The 17,585-nt window shown below is 66.9% G+C and carries 12 protein-coding genes; 7 read left to right on the top strand and 5 right to left on the bottom strand.

What is annotated here, in order from left to right; translation table 11 throughout:
- Nucleotides 1–87: 87 nt before the first annotated feature.
- Complete coding sequence (locus ABE522_RS02645; protein WP_346590350.1) at nucleotides 88–2,829, bottom strand: TonB-dependent receptor; 2,742 nt, start codon at nucleotides 2,827–2,829, stop codon at nucleotides 88–90.
- A gap of 287 nt (nucleotides 2,830–3,116) precedes the next feature.
- Between ABE522_RS02645 and ABE522_RS02640 the strand changes: the two genes are divergently transcribed.
- The 4 genes from ABE522_RS02640 (at nucleotide 3,117) to ABE522_RS02625 (ending at nucleotide 8,361) form a co-directional block, all read left to right on the top strand.
- Nucleotides 3,117–4,136: a sugar kinase gene (locus ABE522_RS02640; RefSeq protein ID WP_346590349.1), complete on the top strand. Its 1,020-nt coding sequence runs from the start codon at nucleotides 3,117–3,119 to the stop codon at nucleotides 4,134–4,136.
- Entirely contained in the window at nucleotides 4,123–4,761 is a 639-nt protein-coding gene (gene eda, locus ABE522_RS02635; protein ID WP_346590348.1) for a bifunctional 4-hydroxy-2-oxoglutarate aldolase/2-dehydro-3-deoxy-phosphogluconate aldolase, read from the top strand. Before ABE522_RS02640 ends, eda begins: the two co-directional genes overlap by 14 nt.
- 285 nt (nucleotides 4,762–5,046) lie before the next feature.
- The gene (locus ABE522_RS02630) at nucleotides 5,047–5,439 is read left to right on the top strand and encodes a hypothetical protein (RefSeq protein WP_346590347.1); all 393 of its coding nucleotides are present in this window, start codon (nucleotides 5,047–5,049) and stop codon (nucleotides 5,437–5,439) included.
- Nucleotides 5,440–5,604: 165 nt separating this feature from the next.
- Complete coding sequence (locus ABE522_RS02625) at nucleotides 5,605–8,361, top strand: TonB-dependent receptor (protein WP_346590346.1); 2,757 nt, start codon at nucleotides 5,605–5,607, stop codon at nucleotides 8,359–8,361.
- A 31-nt stretch (nucleotides 8,362–8,392) separates the two neighbouring features.
- On the opposite strand, the gene ligD is transcribed toward ABE522_RS02625, so the two are convergent.
- The 3 genes from ligD to ABE522_RS02610 all read right to left on the bottom strand — a co-directional run bounded on the left by ligD (nucleotide 8,393) and on the right by ABE522_RS02610 (nucleotide 12,373).
- Nucleotides 8,393–10,897 carry a DNA ligase D gene (gene ligD / locus ABE522_RS02620; protein WP_346590345.1) on the bottom strand — a complete coding sequence of 835 codons (2,505 nt, stop codon included), beginning with the start codon at nucleotides 10,895–10,897 and terminating at the stop codon, nucleotides 8,393–8,395.
- A gap of 3 nt (nucleotides 10,898–10,900) precedes the next feature.
- Nucleotides 10,901–11,857, bottom strand: a complete 957-nt coding sequence (ku, locus tag ABE522_RS02615; RefSeq protein ID WP_346590344.1) for a non-homologous end joining protein Ku — start codon at nucleotides 11,855–11,857, stop codon at nucleotides 10,901–10,903.
- Nucleotides 11,858–11,968: 111 nt separating this feature from the next.
- A complete protein-coding gene (locus ABE522_RS02610) occupies nucleotides 11,969–12,373 on the bottom strand; it encodes a hypothetical protein (RefSeq protein ID WP_346590343.1) in 405 nt (134 codons plus the stop codon).
- A 144-nt stretch (nucleotides 12,374–12,517) separates the two neighbouring features.
- Here ABE522_RS02610 and ABE522_RS02605 point away from each other — a divergent pair, with 144 nt between their 5' ends.
- Complete coding sequence (locus ABE522_RS02605) at nucleotides 12,518–12,874, top strand: hypothetical protein (protein WP_346590342.1); 357 nt, start codon at nucleotides 12,518–12,520, stop codon at nucleotides 12,872–12,874.
- Between the two features lie 58 nt (nucleotides 12,875–12,932).
- Here ABE522_RS02605 and ABE522_RS02600 read toward each other — a convergent pair whose 3' ends face one another.
- Nucleotides 12,933–15,053 carry a TonB-dependent receptor family protein gene (locus ABE522_RS02600; RefSeq protein WP_346590341.1) on the bottom strand — a complete coding sequence of 707 codons (2,121 nt, stop codon included), beginning with the start codon at nucleotides 15,051–15,053 and terminating at the stop codon, nucleotides 12,933–12,935.
- A gap of 164 nt (nucleotides 15,054–15,217) precedes the next feature.
- Here ABE522_RS02600 and ABE522_RS02595 point away from each other — a divergent pair, with 164 nt between their 5' ends.
- Complete coding sequence (locus tag ABE522_RS02595; protein WP_346590340.1) at nucleotides 15,218–16,420, top strand: amino acid aminotransferase; 1,203 nt, start codon at nucleotides 15,218–15,220, stop codon at nucleotides 16,418–16,420.
- Between the two features lie 136 nt (nucleotides 16,421–16,556).
- Nucleotides 16,557–17,573: a class 1 fructose-bisphosphatase gene (locus tag ABE522_RS02590; RefSeq protein ID WP_346590339.1), complete on the top strand. Its 1,017-nt coding sequence runs from the start codon at nucleotides 16,557–16,559 to the stop codon at nucleotides 17,571–17,573.
- The last annotated feature ends 12 nt before the right edge of the window (nucleotides 17,574–17,585 follow it).

Genomic DNA, 17,585 nt, shown 5'->3' with positions numbered 1-17,585 from the left:
TTGCGCCGCAGCAGGAGCGCCACGGTGGCGGGTACGTTGGGCGTTGCACCGGACGGCGGCGTGGCTGGCACGCCGCCGGGTGGGTCGTCAGAACTTGTAGCGGACGCCGAGCAGGACCTGGCGGCCGGTTTCGGTGTACATCAGCGGCAGCTGGCCGGTCAGCGGCGAACGCACCCACTCGTCGGACGCTTCGTTGGTCAGGTTGACGCCTTCCAGGGTCAGCTCCAGCTGGTCGCTCATCTTGTAGCGCAGCGACGCGTCGATCATCGTGGTGCCGGTCATGCCGTGCACGCCGTCCAGGTTGAAGCCGGTTTCCTGCCCCGGTGCCTGGGTCAGGTAGTCGTCGCGGTTGGTCGCCGAAACGCGGCCGGACCAGACTTCCCCTTCGTAGAACAGGGTGGCGTTCCACGAAGTGGGCGACAGGCCGGTCAGGTCGTTCTTCATCACCGGCAGGCCCTGGCCGTTGAGGTACTGGATCTTCGACTCCACCCAGGTGTAATTCAGCTGCACGCCCAGGTTGGACCACTTGCCCGGCAGGAAGGTGAACGGCTGGGTGTAGTTCGCTTCCACGCCGTGCAGTTCGCCACCGGGGGTGTTCAACGGAATGCTGAAGGTGAACTCGTCGTTGACCGTGGCGCCGGTACCATCCAGCAGGCTGGCCGGCAGGCCGCTGGTGGAGTACGGACGCACGTCACGGGTGGTCTGCACGAAGGACTCGATGTCCTTGTAGAACAGGCCCAGGCCGAGCATCGCGCCTTCGTTGAAGTACCACTCGAAGCCGAGGTCGACGTTGGTGGCGCGGATCGGATCCAGGTTCGGGTTGCCACCGGCCACCGTGCGTGCGCCGCCGGCCACCGCCACGGTCACGCCCGGGGTCAGGAAGCCCAGGCCCGGACGGGTCATCACCTTGGCCGCACCGAGGCGGATCAGGAAGTCCGGCGCCACTTCGGCAACCAGGTTGAACGAGGGCAGGGTGTCATCGTACTTGCGGTTGCTGGTGGTCAGCACCGGCACGCCGCCGATGGTGGCGTAGCCGGTGGATTCCTGCTTGGTCTCCACGTAGCGCACGCCGAAGTTGCCCGACAGCGGGATCGATCCGAGGTCGGTGGAGAACTCGCCCATCAGCCACACGCCGCGGTCCTTCTCTTCCACGCTGCGGCTGTTGTTCAGGCGCGGGGCGACGGCGAAGCTGCCGCTGTTGCTGTAGATGTCGAACAGGTCGGCGACCGCGTCCAGGTTCGGCACCACCCAGTTGCCCGGGCTGCCGCTGATGCCCTTCAGGCCTTCCTGCTGGGTGTATTGCGGCGGCACGATTAGCCCACTGCCCGGGAAGGTCGGCACGGCCAGTTCGCTGGCGCGGCGCAGTTCCACCGTTTCGAAGGTGTAGTCCTTGGCCAGTACGCCACCCTTCAGGCGGAAGCCGGGGCTGATGTTCCAGTTGAAGTCCAGCTGGGCGGTATCGAAATCATTGTCCACGGTCTGCGGGCGTAGGCGGATTTCAGCCAGCGTCCAGCCGTTGGGGTTGGTCGGATCGACGCCGTAGTTCAGGATCGGCTGGTTCTTGTTGCCGCGGTAGTCGTAGCTGTACCCATCGACATCGAACTTGTCCATGATGATGGTGGTCTGCACCGGGTTCTCATGCGACGAACGCGAGGTGCCCAGCTTGCCGCTGACCGAGAACGCATCGCTGAAGCGGTGGTCCAGGTTCAGGCTGACCTGCTTGAAATCAGTGCTCCACTCGTCGTGGCGGTTTTCACTGCGGATGTCGACATTGTCGAACACACCGTAGACCAGCGCGTTGTTGCGGATCTCGCCATCGCGCACGATGGTCTGCGGCTTGCCGGTGCCGGAGCGGCTGAAGGAAATCGCTTCGATATAGTGCTCGTCGCGGTCGGCGTCGATCTTCGAGTACAGCGCATCCAGCGATACTTCGGTGCGGTCGGTCGGCTTCCACTGCAGCGAGCCGGTGACGCCCAGGCGCTCCTGCTTGTGTTCCATCTGCACATAGCGCGGGAAGCGCGGGTGGAAGACATCGGCGCCACGGGCGGCGGCGAACGGCGAGCTGGCGGCGAAGCCCCCATTGCTCGGGCCGTTGGCCCAGCGGCCGGTGTTGGCGCCTTCTTCCAGCGCCTGGCGCTCGGAATAGGCCACCGACAGCAACGCACCGAAGGTGCCGTCGGCGAAGGTGTTGGAGATCAACGCCGCCATGCGCGGGTCGGCCTTCTGCGCCATGTCGTTGTAGCTGGCCTGGCCGCTGGCGGCGAAGGTGAAGCCGTCATAATCGAACGGACGCGCGGTGCGCAGGTCCACGGTGGCGCCGAGCGAGCCTTCTTCGACATCGGCCGAAGCGGTCTTGCGCACGATCAGCTGCGAGAACAGGTCCGAAGCGAACACGTTGAAGTCGAAGCCACGACCACGGTTGGTGCCGCCGCTCTGGTCGCCGGCACCGACGGTGGCCAGCGCTTCCATGCCGTTGATGCGCACGCGGGTGAAGTCCGGGCCCAGGCCGCGTACCGAGATGCTGCGGCCTTCGCCGCCGTCACGGGTGATCACCACGCCGGGGATGCGCTGCAGCGATTCGGCCAGGTTGAGGTCCGGGAACTTGCCGATGTCCTCGGCGACGATGGCATCGACCACGCCGGCCTCGCCACGCTTGATGTCCAGCGCCTTCTCCACGCTGGCGCGGTAACCGGTGACGGTTACAGTGTCCAGGTCGACGGCGGGATCCGAGCTGGCCTGCTGGGCGATGGCTGGGGCGGTGAGCGCCAGACCGATTGACAGGGCCAGCAGGGTAACCGGTGTCTTTTTGCGGTTGTTACGAGAAATCATGGCCTTTCCCTCTCCCAAAGGTCTGGTTCACAACGCGGTGTCAGCAAGATGACACCGCTGGTCAGGGCGGACGTTAACAGCACCTTCAGGATCGGGCATCTTGCACCGCAACAGAGTCGGCATGTCCCGCAGAGGCTTGCGGGACAATGGCTTCGTCAATGGATGCGGGTAGACGCAGCGGCCTTGGCGGCTAGAATGACACCGATAGTCAAGAACCACGCGGGGTGCGTGGTTCCCTCCGGCGGGCAGCAACGCGATGCTGCGGGTACGGGCAATGAGGACATCTGATGAGTCGAGTGGTCTGTTTCGGGGAACTGTTGTTGAGGATGGGCGCGCCGGGCAACGAGCTGCTGCTGCAGTCACCGCGCCTGGACGTACATGTAGGGGGCGCTGAAGCCAATGTCGGCGTGTCGCTGGCGCACTTCGGCCATGACGTGGCGATGGCCAGCACGGTGGCCGACAATCCGCTGGGCGCACATGCACTGGGCGAGCTGCGCCGGCACGGCGTGGATACCCGTGGGGTGCGCCTGCAGGCGGATGGCCGCATGGGCCTGTACTTCCTCACCACCGGTGCCGTGCAGCGCGCCAGCGAGGTGGTCTATGACCGTGCCGACTCCGCGTTCGCGCTGAGTACCGCCGCCGACTACGACTGGGCTGCGCTGCTGCAGGGCGCGGACTGGCTGCACTTGTCCGGGGTCAGCCCGGCACTCGGCGCCGACGTGGCCCAGGCCACCCTGGCGGCCGCACGCGCGGCACGTGCGCTGGGGGTCAAGGTGTCCTTCGATGGCAACTTCCGGCCCAAGCTGTGGCAGCGCTGGGGCGGCGATGCCAAGGCCATCCTGCGTGAGCTGTTCGCCCAGGCCGACATCGTGTTCGCCGATTACCGCGATATCGAAGTGGTGCTTGGCCAGCCGTTCGCACAGGACGACGTGGTCGCCCGCGTGGAAGCCGCCGCCGCCGCGGCCTTCGCCGCCTTCCCGCAGCTGCAGTGGATGGCCTGCACGCAGCGCCAGGCACTGAGCGTGGACCACCACGCGCTGGGCGCGCTGCTGATCGGCCGCGATGGCACGCGTGCGCAGGCACCGGTGCGCCAACTGCAGGGCATCATCGACCGGATCGGCGGGGGTGATGCGTTCGCTGCCGGCATCCTGCATGGCATCATGCGCGGCTTCGATGCCGATGCCACCGTGCGCTTCGGCTTGGCCGCCGGTGGCCTCAAGCATTCGATCCCCGGCGATTTCAACCCCGTCAGCGAAGCTGATGTACTGGCCCTGGTGGGCGAGGAGCGTTTTGATGTCAGGCGCTGATCCGCGCGTTCGCGCGGTACTGAAACTTGCACCGGTTATCCCGGTGTTCACCCCCGATGACGTGGACGATGCGGTGCAGGTCGCCCAGGCGTTGTTCCGCGGTGGCCTGCCGGTGGTGGAAGTCACCCTGCGCACGCCGCGCGCGATGGAAGCGATCAAGGCCATGGCCGAGGCCGTGCCGGATGCGGTGATCGGCGCCGGCACGGTGTTGACCGCCGCGCAGATGCAGGCGGTGAAGGAAGCCGGTGGCCGCTTCGCGGTGTCGCCGGGCGCGACCGATCGGCTGTACGCGGCCGCACGCGATACCGACCTGCCGTTCCTGCCGGGCGTGGCGACTTCGTCCGAGCTGATGCACGGACTGGAACAGGGACTGGATACGTTCAAGTTCTTCCCCGCCGTACTGGCGGGCGGTGCGCCGTTGCTGGCCGCCTGGGCCGGTCCGTTCGCCGATGTGCGCTTCTGCCCCACCGGCGGCATCAGCGTGCAGACCGCGCCGCAGTTCCTGCACCTGCCCAACGTGCTGTGCGTGGGCGGTTCGTGGTTGACCACGACCGCGCTGCTGCAGAGCCGCGACTGGGCGGCGATCGAAGCACTGGCACGCCAGGCATCGGTGCTGGCGAGCTGACCTGCGTCGGTAGCGCCGAGCCATGCTCGGCGAGCGCAGCGGGAACAGCGTGACGACCAACGGTCGTCACCCACCAGGGCAAGAGCATGACGGCCAGCGGCCGTCACTACCCTCCCGACCCGGTAGCGCCGAGCCATGCTCGGCGAGCGCAGCGGGAACAGCGTGACGACCAACGGTCGTCACCCACCAGGGCAAGAGCATGACGGTGTAGTGTCGAGCTTGCTCGACACCCACCAGGCGGCGAGCGCAGCGGCGGGGGAGCCGGCTCGACCCTACAATGGCCGCATGGCCATGTTCAAAACCTTCCTGTTTTCCCTGCTTGCGCTGGGGGGCGCGCTGCTTGCGCTGGTGCTGGTCACCACCGTGGCCAGCTGGCTGCCGCCGTTGATCGGTGTGCACCCCGGCGGCGCCGTGCAGCTGGGTTGGGACCTGGCGTTCACCGTGCTCGGCGGCATCGCCGCGGTGGCCTTCGCCAGCTACCACGCGCCGTGCTGGCCGCGCTCGCACGGCGTGGCCCTCTGGTCGCTGCTGGCGGTCGCTTCGTTGTGGGCAGCATGGGACATGGGCAACGAATTCCCGCGCTGGTTCGTGGTGCTGCTGGTCGTCTCGCTGCCGCTGCAGCTCGCCGCTGGCGTGTGGCTGGGCGCACGCCGTTTGCGCGCCGCAACAAAGGCTTAACAATTCCCCCCTAGTCTCTATGTCCGCCGGTTACCGGCACGGCCGCGCAGGGGCTTTGTGCGAACCATCGCATGGGCGCGCGGCACGAACTCACAGGGCAATGGGGACCATCCGATGCGCAATACCCTCCGGGAGACGCCGACGCGCGTCCCCCATGCGAAGCTTTTGTCCCGCGCCGTGCGCGCCGTGCTGGTCAGCGGCATCGCCAGCCTGCCATTGCAGGCGCTGGCAGATGAGGCAGCGCCCGTAGCAGGCGGTGCAGCCGCGATGCAGCAGCTGGACACGGTCGTGGTGACCGGCGGCTACGCGAAGAGCCTGGAGCGCGCGGTCGACCTCAAGCGCAGCAACATCGGCTTCTCCGATTCCATCGTCGCCACCGACGTGGCCGACTTCCCGGAACAGAACCTGGCCGAAGCGCTGCAGCGCATGCCCGGCGTGACCATTGAACGCAACAAGGGCCTGGGCAGCAAGGTCAGCGTGCGTGGCCTGCCGTCCGAGTTCACCCACGTCTCCATCAACAACCTCGCCACCGCCTCGGGCAGTGGCGGCCGCGATGTGCAGTTCGACATCTTCGCCTCGGACGTGGTGCAGACCGTGACCGTGCAGAAGTCGCCGACCGCGGCCGACGAGGAAGGCGGCATCGCCGGTTCGGTCTACATCGAAACCGCCAAGCCGTTCGACTATGCCGAGCCGAAATTCAGTGCCTCGGCCGAAGTGGCCAACAATTCGATCAACGGCAAGAACGATCCGAAGATCTCCTTCCTGGCCAGCGATACGTGGGGCGACTGGGGCGGCCTGGTGTCCTTCTCCAAGGCCAAGCGCACCAACCGCACCGACTCCAATTCCGGCATCAACTTCCGCCCGATGGGCCGCTTCCTGGAAGCGTCCGGCACCCGCGGTTCGCAGGCGGCCGCGGTGCTGGCGCGCGATGCCGGCATCGTCGTCGGCAACCGCATGGACAAGGACGAGACCAACCGGATCATCTTCCAGGACAAGGTCGGCGATCGCATCTACCTCAACGAGCAGGACCAATGGGGCGCGACCGCCTCGCTGCAGTTCAAGCCGAGCGATGCGTTCTCGCTGAGCTTCGATGCGATGTTCGGTGGCTACGACACCCACGAAGACGAATACGATGCGGCGGCCTATTCGGCGTCCAGCCGCAGCACCCTGGACACCATCCACGACTACGACGCCGACACGTTGTCGCGCTATGGCATGGTGGTACTGCGCGATGTGTCCTACACCGCCACCCAGCATGAAATCCTGAGCAAGGAACGCTTCGCCAACACCGACTACCGCCAGTTCAGCACCAAGCTGGACTGGACCGTGGGCGGCTGGGACATCGATGCGCTGGTCGGCTATTCCGGCGCACGCCGTGATTCGGACTACGCCAACCTCAAGCACGTCGCCTACGCGCCGTCGCGCACGCGCTGGACCGCCAACGGCGGCGAGACGCTGGCCAGTGCGGCATCCAATGGCTTCGACATGTACAACTCGCCCGGGAAGTACCTGTTCGAAGCCTATGAGACCGAAGTGGAGCACGTGAAGGACGACAAGTACGCCGCACAGCTGGACTTCCGCCGGTCGATGGAACTGGCGTTCTTCCCGGCGCTGACCAGCGTCAAGTTCGGTGCGCGTTACACCGACAAGTCCAAGGACCGCGAGTTCGGCAACACCAAGATCCAGGGCCCGACGGCCGGCAGCGCGGCATGGGTGAACACCCGCACGCTGGCTGACAGCAATCCCGGCTGGATCAGCGACATCGTGCCCGGTGGCGGCTACGAGCCGAGCAACCTGGACTGGCAGCAGGTGTCCAACAGCTACGCGCGCAACACCTTCCGGTATGCGGGATTCACCACCCCGCTGGACAACGGCCAGTTCTACCAGGTCGATGAAAAGACCCTGGCGCTGTATGCCATGACCGATTTCTACTTCGATATCGGCACGGTGCCGGTGTACGCCAACCTGGGCGTGCGTTCGATCGACACCAAGGTCGATTCGGCCGGCTTCCACCCGGTGCAGAACGCCGATGGCAGCAGCGGTTACACCCCCACGCCGATCTCCAGCAGCGGTGACTACAGCGACCTGCTGCCCAGCTTCAACATGACCGCCGAGATCGCCGATGGCCTGGTGCTGCGCGCGGCCGCGTCGGAAACGCTGATGCGTCCGTCGCTGACCGACATCGCCTACCGCCGCACCGTCAGCTGGTCCAGCTTCCGCTTCATGGACGGCAACCCGGCGCTGAAGCCGACCACCGCCAGGCAGTGGGAAATCGGCCTTGAAAAGTACCTGGAGAATGGCGGCCTGCTGTCCGCTTCCTACTTCTCCAAGAAGATCGACGGCGTGGTCCGCCAGGAACTGACCGGCATCGTGCCGAACGTGGAAAAGCTCAACGCCAACGGGTCGCTGGATGGCTACTACGACTTCGAGGTCTACCAGCCGGTCAACGCCGATGGCTCCTACAAGGTCACCGGTGTGGAACTGGTCGCGCAGCTGCCGCTGTCGATGCTGCACCCGGCGCTGGAAGGCTGGGGCATCAATGCCAACTACACCCAGCTGGACAACACGCTGACCGGCGCATCGGACCTGGATATCCCGACCCCGCCGGAAGGCCTGGCCGAGAAAGCGTACAACTTCACCCTGTACTACGAGAATGACCGCTTCGACGCGCGCGTGTCCTACAACTACAAGGACAAGTACGTGGAGTACATCCACCTCAACATGTACCCGGTGTACCGCGATGCCTACGGCCAGACCGACGCGTCGATCGGCTTCCGCCTGAACGACACCTGGAAGCTGAGCCTGGATGCGATCAACGTGTTCGACGAAGAGACCTCCGGCTACACGATCGATAAATCGTTCTCGACCCAGTACGAGTTCTCCGGCCGCCGCGTCAGCCTCGGCATCCGCGCCGATTTCTGATCGGCCATCGGTGGGTGACGACCGTTGGTCGTCACCGCCCCAGCGTCGGCAACACCTGCTCCAGCGTGGTGATCCCTTCCCAGGGATCACCCTTCAGGCGCTTGGCCCGCGCCAACGCCTTGTCCAGCGGAAACGCATCGGCCGCCGCGACGCGGCCGAGTTCTTCCCAGCGCAGCGGCACCGCCACGCCGGCGCTCTCGCGCGCCCGCAACGACCACGAACACACGCTGGTGGCCCCGCGTGCATTGCGCAGCCAGTCGATGAAGATCACCCCGTTGCGCTTGGCCTTGCTCATGCTGGCCACGTAGCGGTCCGGCGCGTGCTGTGCCAACGCCTGCGCGAAGGACTCGCAGAACGCCTTCGCCTGCTCCCAGTCGGCCTGCGGCTGCAACGGCACCACCACGTGCAGGCCCTTGCCACCGGACAACCGTACGAAGCTTTCCAGCCCGGTTTCCTGCAGGCGAGCGCGGATGTCCCGGGCCGCCGCCTTGATCTGCGTCCAGTTCACGCCGTCGCCGGGATCCAGGTCGAACACCAGCCGGTCCGGATGTTCGGGATCGGCCACCGTCGCCCCCCAGGGATGCAACTCCAGGGTGTTCATCTGCACCAGCTGCAGCAGCCCCTCCACATCGTCGATGTAGACGTAATCCTCGGTACCGCTTTTCTGTTCCAGCGGCACCGCACGCACCGCATCGCCCAGGCCCTGGCCGTGGTGTTTCTGGAAGAAGCACGCCTTGCCCACGCCCTGTGGACACCGCAGCAGCGACAGCGGCCGGCCGCTGATCTCCGGCAGTATCCACGGCGCCATCGCACGGTAGTAGTCGGCCACTTCGCCTTTGCGGATCTTCTGCTTCGGGTAGACCACGCGCTCGGGGTGGGTAATGTGCAGGGACGATTCCTTGCCTTTCACCGGCGCGGCGGCAGGCTGGGCGCGGTCGGGCTGCAGGTCGGGCGCGGTTTTGTCGGTGCGCAGGCGTTTGAAACTGGCCTGACGCAGCAATCCCTCCTTGCCCCAGCCACGGAAGGCCACCTCGGCCACCAGCGTGGGCTTCACCCAGTGCACGCTGGCGGCGCGGAACGGCACGTGTGCCGGCAGCTCGACCGCAGCGCTGGAGGTCGCCAGCTTGCCCAGCGAGGCGCTCAGCGCGCGCAGCTTCGCCTCATCGAAACCCGTACCGACACGGCCCACGTAACGCAGCCCGCCCTTGTCCGGCGTGGCCATCAGCAGCGAACCGAAGCCTTGCCGTGCGCCCTTGGGCGCGGTGTAGCCGACCACCAGGAATTCATCGGTCTGTTCGTGCTTGATCTTCACCCAGCTGCGCGCCCGGCCGTTCGTGTACGGCGCATCCACCTGCTTGCTGATGATGCCTTCGAAGCCGGCCTTGCCGCTGGCGGCGAACACCGCCGGGCCGTGGTCGAGTACATGGTCACTGTAGGCGAGCGTGCCCGGCACATCACCGATCAGCGCCTTCAGCAGTGTCTTGCGCTCCAGCAACGGCGCGCGGCTGATATCGACCCCGGCCACGCCGGGCAGATCGAACACGATGTAGCGCAAGGGCTGTTTCGCGGTGCCGTCGATCACCCGTTGCAGCGCGCTGAAGTCACTGCGCCCCTGGTCATCCAGCACCACCAGTTCGCCGTCCAGCCGCGCATCGTTGACCGGCAGCGCGGCGATCGCCTGGCTCACTTCCGGGAAATCATCGCTCCAGTCCAGGTTGTTGCGCGAACGCAGCGTCACCTTGCCGTCGTGCAGATCGGCCAGCAGGCGGTAGCCATCCCACTTGATCTCATGCAGCCAGCGTTCGCCGTCGGGAGCGTTCTGGCGATGATCGGTAAGCTGCGGCGCGTATTGGTGCGGATACGGGGTGTCGCGCGCGCCCTGCAGCGCCAGCGCGCGCTTGTGCCAGCGCGCGTCCGCCTTGCGTGCCCGCGGTGCCGCCGCAGGCGTGCTTCTCGACGCCGCGGCCTTGCGTTTCCGGGTGGCGGTGGTCGACGTCGCAGCCGGGGCCTCCAGCAGGTCGTCGGCCTCCGCATCGGTGGCATGGGCATCGTTGCGCTTGATCAGCAGCCACTGCACCTGGCGCCCTTTCAGGTTGGTGCGTACCAGCTTCCAGCCGCCGCGCAGGCGCTCGCCGTGCAGTTCGAAGTCGAGCTTGCCGGCGGCCAGCGCTTCCAGCGGATCACCGTCCATGGCCCAGTTGCCGTGGTCGTAGACGTCCACGTGCCCGGCACCGTAGTGGCCTTGCGGAATGTCGCCCTCGAACGCCGCGTAGGACAGCGGATGGTCTTCCACCTCCACCGCCAGCCGCTTCTCGCCGGCCCGCAGCGAGGGTCCCTTGGGAACCGCCCAGCTCTTCAGCACCTCGCCCATCTGCAGGCGGAAGTCATAATGCCGGCTGCTGGCATGGTGCAGTTGCACTACGAAGATCGGCCGATCCGCCGGGCTGCCCGGCCCGGCCTGCAGGTCATCCGGCTCCGGCGTGCTGCCCTTGGCCGCGCCGAGCCTGCGTTTGCGGCGGTACTGGTCCAGGGACATGGCTCAGCCCGCCTTGCGGCGTGGCGCGGCCTTCTTCGCGGCCTTGCCGGGCGCCTTGGCGGGCGCCTTCTTGGCTGCTGTCTTCCTGGCTGGTGCCTTGCTGGCCTTCCTGGTCGCGGCCTTCTTCACCGTCTTGCCGGCGGTCTTCTTGGCCGGGGTGCGCTTGTTGGCCTCCAGGCTCTTCTGCAGCAACGACATGAAGTCCACCACGTTGGTGCTGGCGTCCTCGCGCGGGGTCGGCTCGTCTTCCACCGTGGTGGTGCCACCATCCTGCTTGATGCGCTTGGTCAGCACATCCTGCAGCCGCGCACGGAACTCGTCGTGGTACTGGGTCGGGTCCCAGTCGCCGGCCATCGACTCGATCAGCTGTTCGGCCATCGCCGTTTCCTTGCTGCTGATGCGGTAATCGGACAGCTTGCCGTCGGGCAGCTTGAAGTCGGCCGGGTCCACCAGTTCCTGCGGATAACGCAGGATCATTAGCACCAGCGCGTCATCGTTGGGCATCACCGCGCACAGGTACTCGCGGGTGCGCACCACCACCTTGGCGATGCCGACCTTGCCGGTACTGCGCAGTGTCTCGCGGAGCAGCACGTAGCCTTTTTCGGCCTTCTTGCCCGGCACCAGCAGGTACGGTTTCTCGAAATAGCGCGGGTCGATCTGCGCGGCGTCGACGAAGCTTTCCACCTCGACGGTCTCATGGCTTTCCGGCGCGGCTGATTTGATGTCGCCCTCTTCCAGCACGACGTAGCTGCCCTTGTCGTATTCGAAGGCCTTGACGATATCCTTCCACGGCACTTCCTCGCCGGTATCGGCGTTGACCCGCTCGAACCGGATCGGTTTCTTGTCGCGCGAATCCAGCATGCGGAACTGCAGGTCGGTCCGGCGCTCGCCGGACATCAGCGAGACCGGCACGTTGAGCAGGCCGAAGGAAAGGGTACCGGTCCAGATCGGGCGGGCCATGGGACGCACCGTAGGGTCAAGGAGCATCCAGCTTCAGCGCGCGCGCGTGAAACGATCGTGTCCACCAGCTCAAGAAGGGGTCAGGGTGCGGACCCTGGCTCCTTTCACCGGTCACTGCAGCAGTGGGCGCACGGCCGGGGCAGGCATGTGGTCAAGCGCCAGCCAGGCATCTTCGACCACCTCGCGCGCCTTGGGCCAGCGCAACCGCGATTCGCCGCGCATGAGCTCCCACTGCGCGGCCAGTTCGCCCTCGGTGTCCTCGCCGCCGCCGCGCGGCCAGTTCGCCGCGTGGGTGGTCAGCGCGAAGGCGTACGCCGGGCACAGGTCACGCCAGCTGCGGTGGGCCTGTCGGCGCCGGTCGTCGTAATCGTTGAGCATGTACTGCAGGTAATCCTGCGCGACGGCCTGCGGATCTTCACGCTGCTGGCGGCGGGCGCGGCGCTGGGCAGGGCTGCCGGCCAGCGGGTCGCGCCGGGAATTGAAGACCGAGGGCGCGGGACGTTCCGGGCGGTTCATGGCGCGGCTCCAGCTTGCAGGGCGGGCGGCCAGATGTAACCACGGCGCCGTTATCCAGTCGTGATCGATGTGTTGATGACGCGGGATTCGCAGTGGCTTTACCTCTGAGGGGCTGTAGTAGGGGCCTCAACGAGGAGAGCCGCCATGAACAGAGACACCTCGCGCGACCCACTGCGCCAAGCCACTCCCCCCGTGCCCGGCGAACAGCGTGGCAAGCACGACAACATGAATGCCGAAGAGCGCGGTACCGGCGCGCCGTTCGTCGATGCGGACGACGCGGCCGCCACGGACGACGCGCACCTGCCGGTGCGGCATGTCAGCGACCAGGCTGCACAGGACCGCAAGGACTGCGGTGACCGCCATCGTGGTGGCCAGGAAAGCCCGCTCAAGCGTCGCGAACGCAAGCAGCACGCCAGTGACAACCAGGACGAGGCGCTGGAAGAGACGTTCCCGGCGAGTGATCCCACGTCACCGTTCGTGCCGGCGAAGGCGCCGGATTGAGGGGTGGGGAAGAGTCCAGGGAGTTGACGGCCAGCGGCCGTCACTACCGGTCCGGCAGTCAGCGCCAGGACCACTGCACGCCCAGGCTGCCGCGGCGGTCCGGGCCGGGTTCGTAGTAGCGGCCGTTGCCGTCGTTGACGATCACCGAGCCGATGTAACCCTGGTCCAGCAGGTTGTCCACACGGGCGAATACCCGCAGGTCGCCGCCGCGCAGGGTCCAGCGGCGGGCGGCTTCCACGTTCATCACCGCGTAGCCCGGGGCACGCTCGGTGGCCAGGTCATTGACCACCGTGTCGCTGCTGCCGGTGACTTCAGCCGCCCACAGCCAGTCACGCGGCTGCCATTCCAGCCGCGCGAAGGCCTGCTGGCGCGGCACGCCGGGTAACCGGCTGCCGGCGGCAACCGGCGTATCCGGCACCGCGCAGCCGCTGCCGGCGCAGGCCAGGTAGGCGCTGCGCACTTCGGCCTGCAGCCAGGTCCAGGCCACCTGCAGGTCCAAATCCTGCGCCAGCGGCTGGTGCCATGACAGCTCCGCGCCCTGGCGGCGGGTACGGCCGATGTTGCGGTAGGTACTGCGGCCGTTGGTGTTGCTGGCCACGGCCAGCTCGTCGTCGGTATCGGCGCGGAACAGGCTCACCTCCAGCCGGCGACCGTCCTGGGCCTGCCATTTGCTGCCGATTTCCACATTGCGGCTGCGCGCGGCGGACAGGCCCAGCGCCAGACCGGCCTGGCCATCGGCGCGATAGCCGAGTTCGTTGAAGGTGGGGGTTTCAAAGCCACGGCCGACTGCAGCGTGCAGGCGCCACTGCGGAGTCACTTCGAAGCTGACCCCGGCCACCGGCGTGGTCGCCTGGTAGCGCCTGCTGCCGCTGTCGTCCGGGTTGCGGCCGACGATGTAATGGTCCTGCGAACGGAAGCGCACGCTGCTGTGGCGCGCGCCGGCCAACACCGACCAGCGCGGGCTCCACTGCCACCAGGCCTGCACGAACTGGTCCACGTTGGACACCGTGTCGCGCTGGTCACGGCGCAGCCGGCCGCGGACGCCCAGTGCGTCGCCGACGAAGTTTTCATGGCCGGTGCGGTGCTGGCGCTGGCGGTCGGCGTTGACCCCGGCGGTGACATCCAGCGCGCGTCCGGCCAGCTGACCGTTCCAGCCCCAGCGCGCATCCAGACCGCCGAAATCGCCATCCAGTCCGATCACCCCACCGGCGTGCAGCGGATTGGCCTGCGGGCCCGGCGGAATGGCCAGGAACTGGGTCACCTCACGCTGGCCGGCATAGCCGGTCAGGCGGAAGCGGTGGGCGGCGCGCTGGCCGCTGTAGACCAGCCCGGCCTGCGACTGGCGCACCGATTTACGGGTGTTGTACTGGTGCGCCACTGCGGTCGCCTGGCGCGGGTCGGCAGCCACCTGGGCACGGGTCAGGCCGAGCGGATCCTGCGCGTTGGGCGCATCCAGGTAGTTCACCAGCAGTTCCAGCCGGTCCTCGCCCACGGCCGTACCCAGTCGCGCGTTCAGCGATTCACGGCGGGCCGCGCTGTGGTCGCGCCAGCCATCGGTACGGAAGTGGTTGGCGGCGACGTTGTAGTCCACCGGACCCTGCACGCCGCGCAGGTGGGCACCCACGCTGAGCGTGTTGTCGGCACCGGCATTCAACCTCAGCCGCCATGGATCGCCTTCGCGGCCCTGCGCGGTATGCACCTGCAGCACCCCACCGGAGGAATTGCCGTACAGCGCCGAAAACGGCCCGCGCAGCACCTCGATGCGCTCGGCACCGAGCAGGCTGGCGTGCGAAAGCTGGCCCTGGCCGTCGGGCATGGTCGCCGGTACCCCGTCCACCAGCACGCGCACGCCGCGCACGCCGAAGGTGGAACGCGCACCGAAGCCGCGGATCGACAACTGGGTGTCCTGCGCGAGGTTCTGGCGATCACGTGCCAGTACGCCCGGAATACCCCCCAGCGCCTCGGCCAGCTGGGCCTGCGGACCACTGCGGTCGTCATCGATCCACACCGTGTCCGAACTGGACGGCAGCGCGAACGGGTCGATGCCGGTCACCCGGGCGGCCTCGACTTCCACCGCAGGCAGGCTGCGCGTGGCCGGGGGCGACTGGGCGAAGGCGAGGCCGGGCAGCAGCAGGGCGCAGGCCAGGGACAGGCGGCGACGGGCCGGGGGCAGGTTCATCATTCAGGTTCAACAGCAAGCATGAACGCGCCATGGTACCGGCCACGGCGTGACGAGGAATGCCGCGCCATCGGCACGCTTTGTTACGATGGCGTGGTCCCCGCCCGGTGGGCGGCGGCGCTGCTGCGTGCTTTCTTCCTCCCCCTTACCGAATGAGTACCGCCGTGTCCTTCTTTGCAAACGTGGAACTGGTCCCCGGTGACCCGATCCTGGGCCTGACCGAGGCGTACAACGCCGACAGCCGTCCGACCAAGGTCAACCTGGGTGTGGGCATCTACTACGACGAAAGCGGCCGCATTCCGCTGCTTCGCGCCGTCAAGCAGATCGAGCAGCAGCTCGCCACCGAAGCCAAACCGCGCGGCTACCTGCCCATCGATGGACTGCCGGCCTATACCCAGGCCACCCGCGAACTGGTGTTCGGCAAGGAATCGCCGCTGCTGGCCGCTGGCCGCGTGTCGACCACGCAGACCGTGGGGGGCAGCGGTGCGCTGCGCGTCGGCGCCGAGCTGTTGAGGACGCTGCTGCCGCACGCCACCATCGCCATCAGCAACCCCAGCTGGGAAAACCACCGCGCCGTGTTCGGTGCGGCCGGCTTTGACGTGCTGGAGTACAGCTACTTCGACGCACAGACGCACGGCGTGGACTTCCCCGCGATGCTGGCCGACCTGCAGAAGCTGCAGCCGGGCACGGTGGTGCTGCTGCACGCCTGCTGCCACAACCCCACCGGTGCCGACCTGACCGTGGACCAGTGGAAGCAGGTGGCTGAAGTACTCAAGGAACAGCAGCTGTTCCCGTTCATCGACATGGCCTACCAGGGCTTCGACAAGGGTATCGAGCAGGATGGCGCCGCCGTGCGCATCATCGCCGAGGCCGGGATCGACAGCTTCGTGGTCGCCAATTCGTACTCCAAGTCGTTCTCGCTGTATGGCGAGCGCGTGGGCGCGCTGTCGATCGTCGCCCCCAACGCCACCGAAGCCAAGGCCGTGCAGTCGCAGATCAAGCGGATCATCCGCACGATCTACTCCAGCCCGTCCAACCACGGCGCCGCGCTGGTGGCCGGCGTGTTGAACAGCCCGGAGCTGCGTGCGCTGTGGGAAGCCGAACTGACCGAGATGCGCGAGCGCATCCACGCCCTGCGGCATGGGCTGGTGGACCGCCTGGCCGCCCTGGGCGCGCCGGAATTCGCCTTCATCAACGACCAGGCCGGCATGTTCTCCTACTCCGGCCTGAGCCGGGTGCAGGTGGAGAAGCTGCGCGATGAGTACGGCATCTACGCGGTCGGCACCGGCCGCATCTGCGTGGCGGCGCTGAGCCAGAACAACCTGGACTACGTCGCCCAGGCCGTAGCCAACGTCGCCAAGGCCTGACCCGACAAAAAGGGGACGGAGGGGATTAAGTCGTTATCGGCTCGCACTAGCTGATAACGACTTAATCCCCTCCGTCCCCTTTTTTGCATCCGGGCGGCGACAATAGACGCATCTTTCCGTCGCTCGAGCCCTGCCCATGTCCCGTACGTCGTTGACCCGGTATCTCATCCAGGAACAGCATGCCGGCCGCATCAATGCCGACCTGCGCCAGCTGATCGCCGTGGTCGGGCGTGCCTGCACCAACATCTCCATCGCGGTCAGCAAGGGCGCGCTCGGCGGCGTGCTCGGCGAAGCCGGCACCGGCAACGTGCAGGGCGAGGCGCAGAAGAAGCTGGATGTGATCAGCAACGAGATCCTGCTGGAAGCCAACGCCTGGGGCGGTCACCTGGCCGCCTGCGCGTCCGAGGAGATGGACCATTCGCAGCCGGTGCCGGACATCTATCCGCGCGGTGATTTCCTGTTGCTGTTCGATCCCCTCGATGGCAGCTCCAACATCGACGTGAACGTGTCCGTGGGCACCATTTTCTCCGTGCTGCGCTGCCCGAAGGACGTCGAATGCCCCAGTGACGAGAGCTTCCTGCAGCCGGGTACGGCGCAGATCGCCGCCGGTTACTGCATCTACGGGCCGAGCACGCAGATGGTGCTGACCGTCGGCCACGGCACCCATGCCTTCACCCTGGACCGCGAAACCGGCGAGTTCGTGCTCACCACCCAAGGCATGCAGATCCCGGCGGCCACCCAGGAGTTCGCCATCAACATGTCCAACCAGCGGCATTGGGAAGCCCCGATGCAGGCCTACGTGGCCGATCTGCTGGAAGGCAAGGAAGGCGCGCGCGGCAAGGATTTCAACATGCGCTGGATCGCCAGCATGGTGGCCGACGTGCATCGCATCCTGACCCGCGGTGGCATCTTCATCTACCCGTGGGACAAGAAGGATCCGTCCAAGGCCGGCAAGCTGCGCCTGATGTACGAAGCCAACCCGATGGGCCTGCTGGTGGAACAGGCCGGCGGCGCCGCCTCCACCGGGCGCGCGCGGATCCTGGACATCCAGCCGGACCAGCTGCACCAGCGCGTGCCGGTGTTCCTCGGCTCGCGCGATGAAGTGGCCGCCGCGGTGAAGTACCACCAGCAGCACGACGCCTCCGCGAACTGAGTAGCAGGCGAG

Source organism: Stenotrophomonas lacuserhaii (assembly GCF_039674585.1).
Classification (GTDB): Bacteria; Pseudomonadota; Gammaproteobacteria; order Xanthomonadales; family Xanthomonadaceae; genus Stenotrophomonas; species Stenotrophomonas pennii_A.
Note: the sequence above shows the minus strand (reverse complement) of the source record. Positions and strands in the feature narration are given on the sequence as shown.

Coding starts and splice junctions, on each gene's coding strand:
- ABE522_RS02590 (WP_346590339.1), top strand. CDS start 16,557: ATGTCCCGTACGTCGTTGACCCGGTATCTCATCCAGGAACAGCATGCC.
- ABE522_RS02645 (WP_346590350.1), bottom strand. CDS start 2,829: ATGATTTCTCGTAACAACCGCAAAAAGACACCGGTTACCCTGCTGGCC.
- ku (WP_346590344.1), bottom strand. CDS start 11,857: ATGGCCCGCCCGATCTGGACCGGTACCCTTTCCTTCGGCCTGCTCAAC.
- ABE522_RS02600 (WP_346590341.1), bottom strand. CDS start 15,053: ATGAACCTGCCCCCGGCCCGTCGCCGCCTGTCCCTGGCCTGCGCCCTG.
- ABE522_RS02610 (WP_346590343.1), bottom strand. CDS start 12,373: ATGAACCGCCCGGAACGTCCCGCGCCCTCGGTCTTCAATTCCCGGCGC.
- ligD (WP_346590345.1), bottom strand. CDS start 10,897: ATGTCCCTGGACCAGTACCGCCGCAAACGCAGGCTCGGCGCGGCCAAG.
- eda (WP_346590348.1), top strand. CDS start 4,123: ATGTCAGGCGCTGATCCGCGCGTTCGCGCGGTACTGAAACTTGCACCG.
- ABE522_RS02630 (WP_346590347.1), top strand. CDS start 5,047: ATGGCCATGTTCAAAACCTTCCTGTTTTCCCTGCTTGCGCTGGGGGGC.
- ABE522_RS02605 (WP_346590342.1), top strand. CDS start 12,518: ATGAACAGAGACACCTCGCGCGACCCACTGCGCCAAGCCACTCCCCCC.
- ABE522_RS02640 (WP_346590349.1), top strand. CDS start 3,117: ATGAGTCGAGTGGTCTGTTTCGGGGAACTGTTGTTGAGGATGGGCGCG.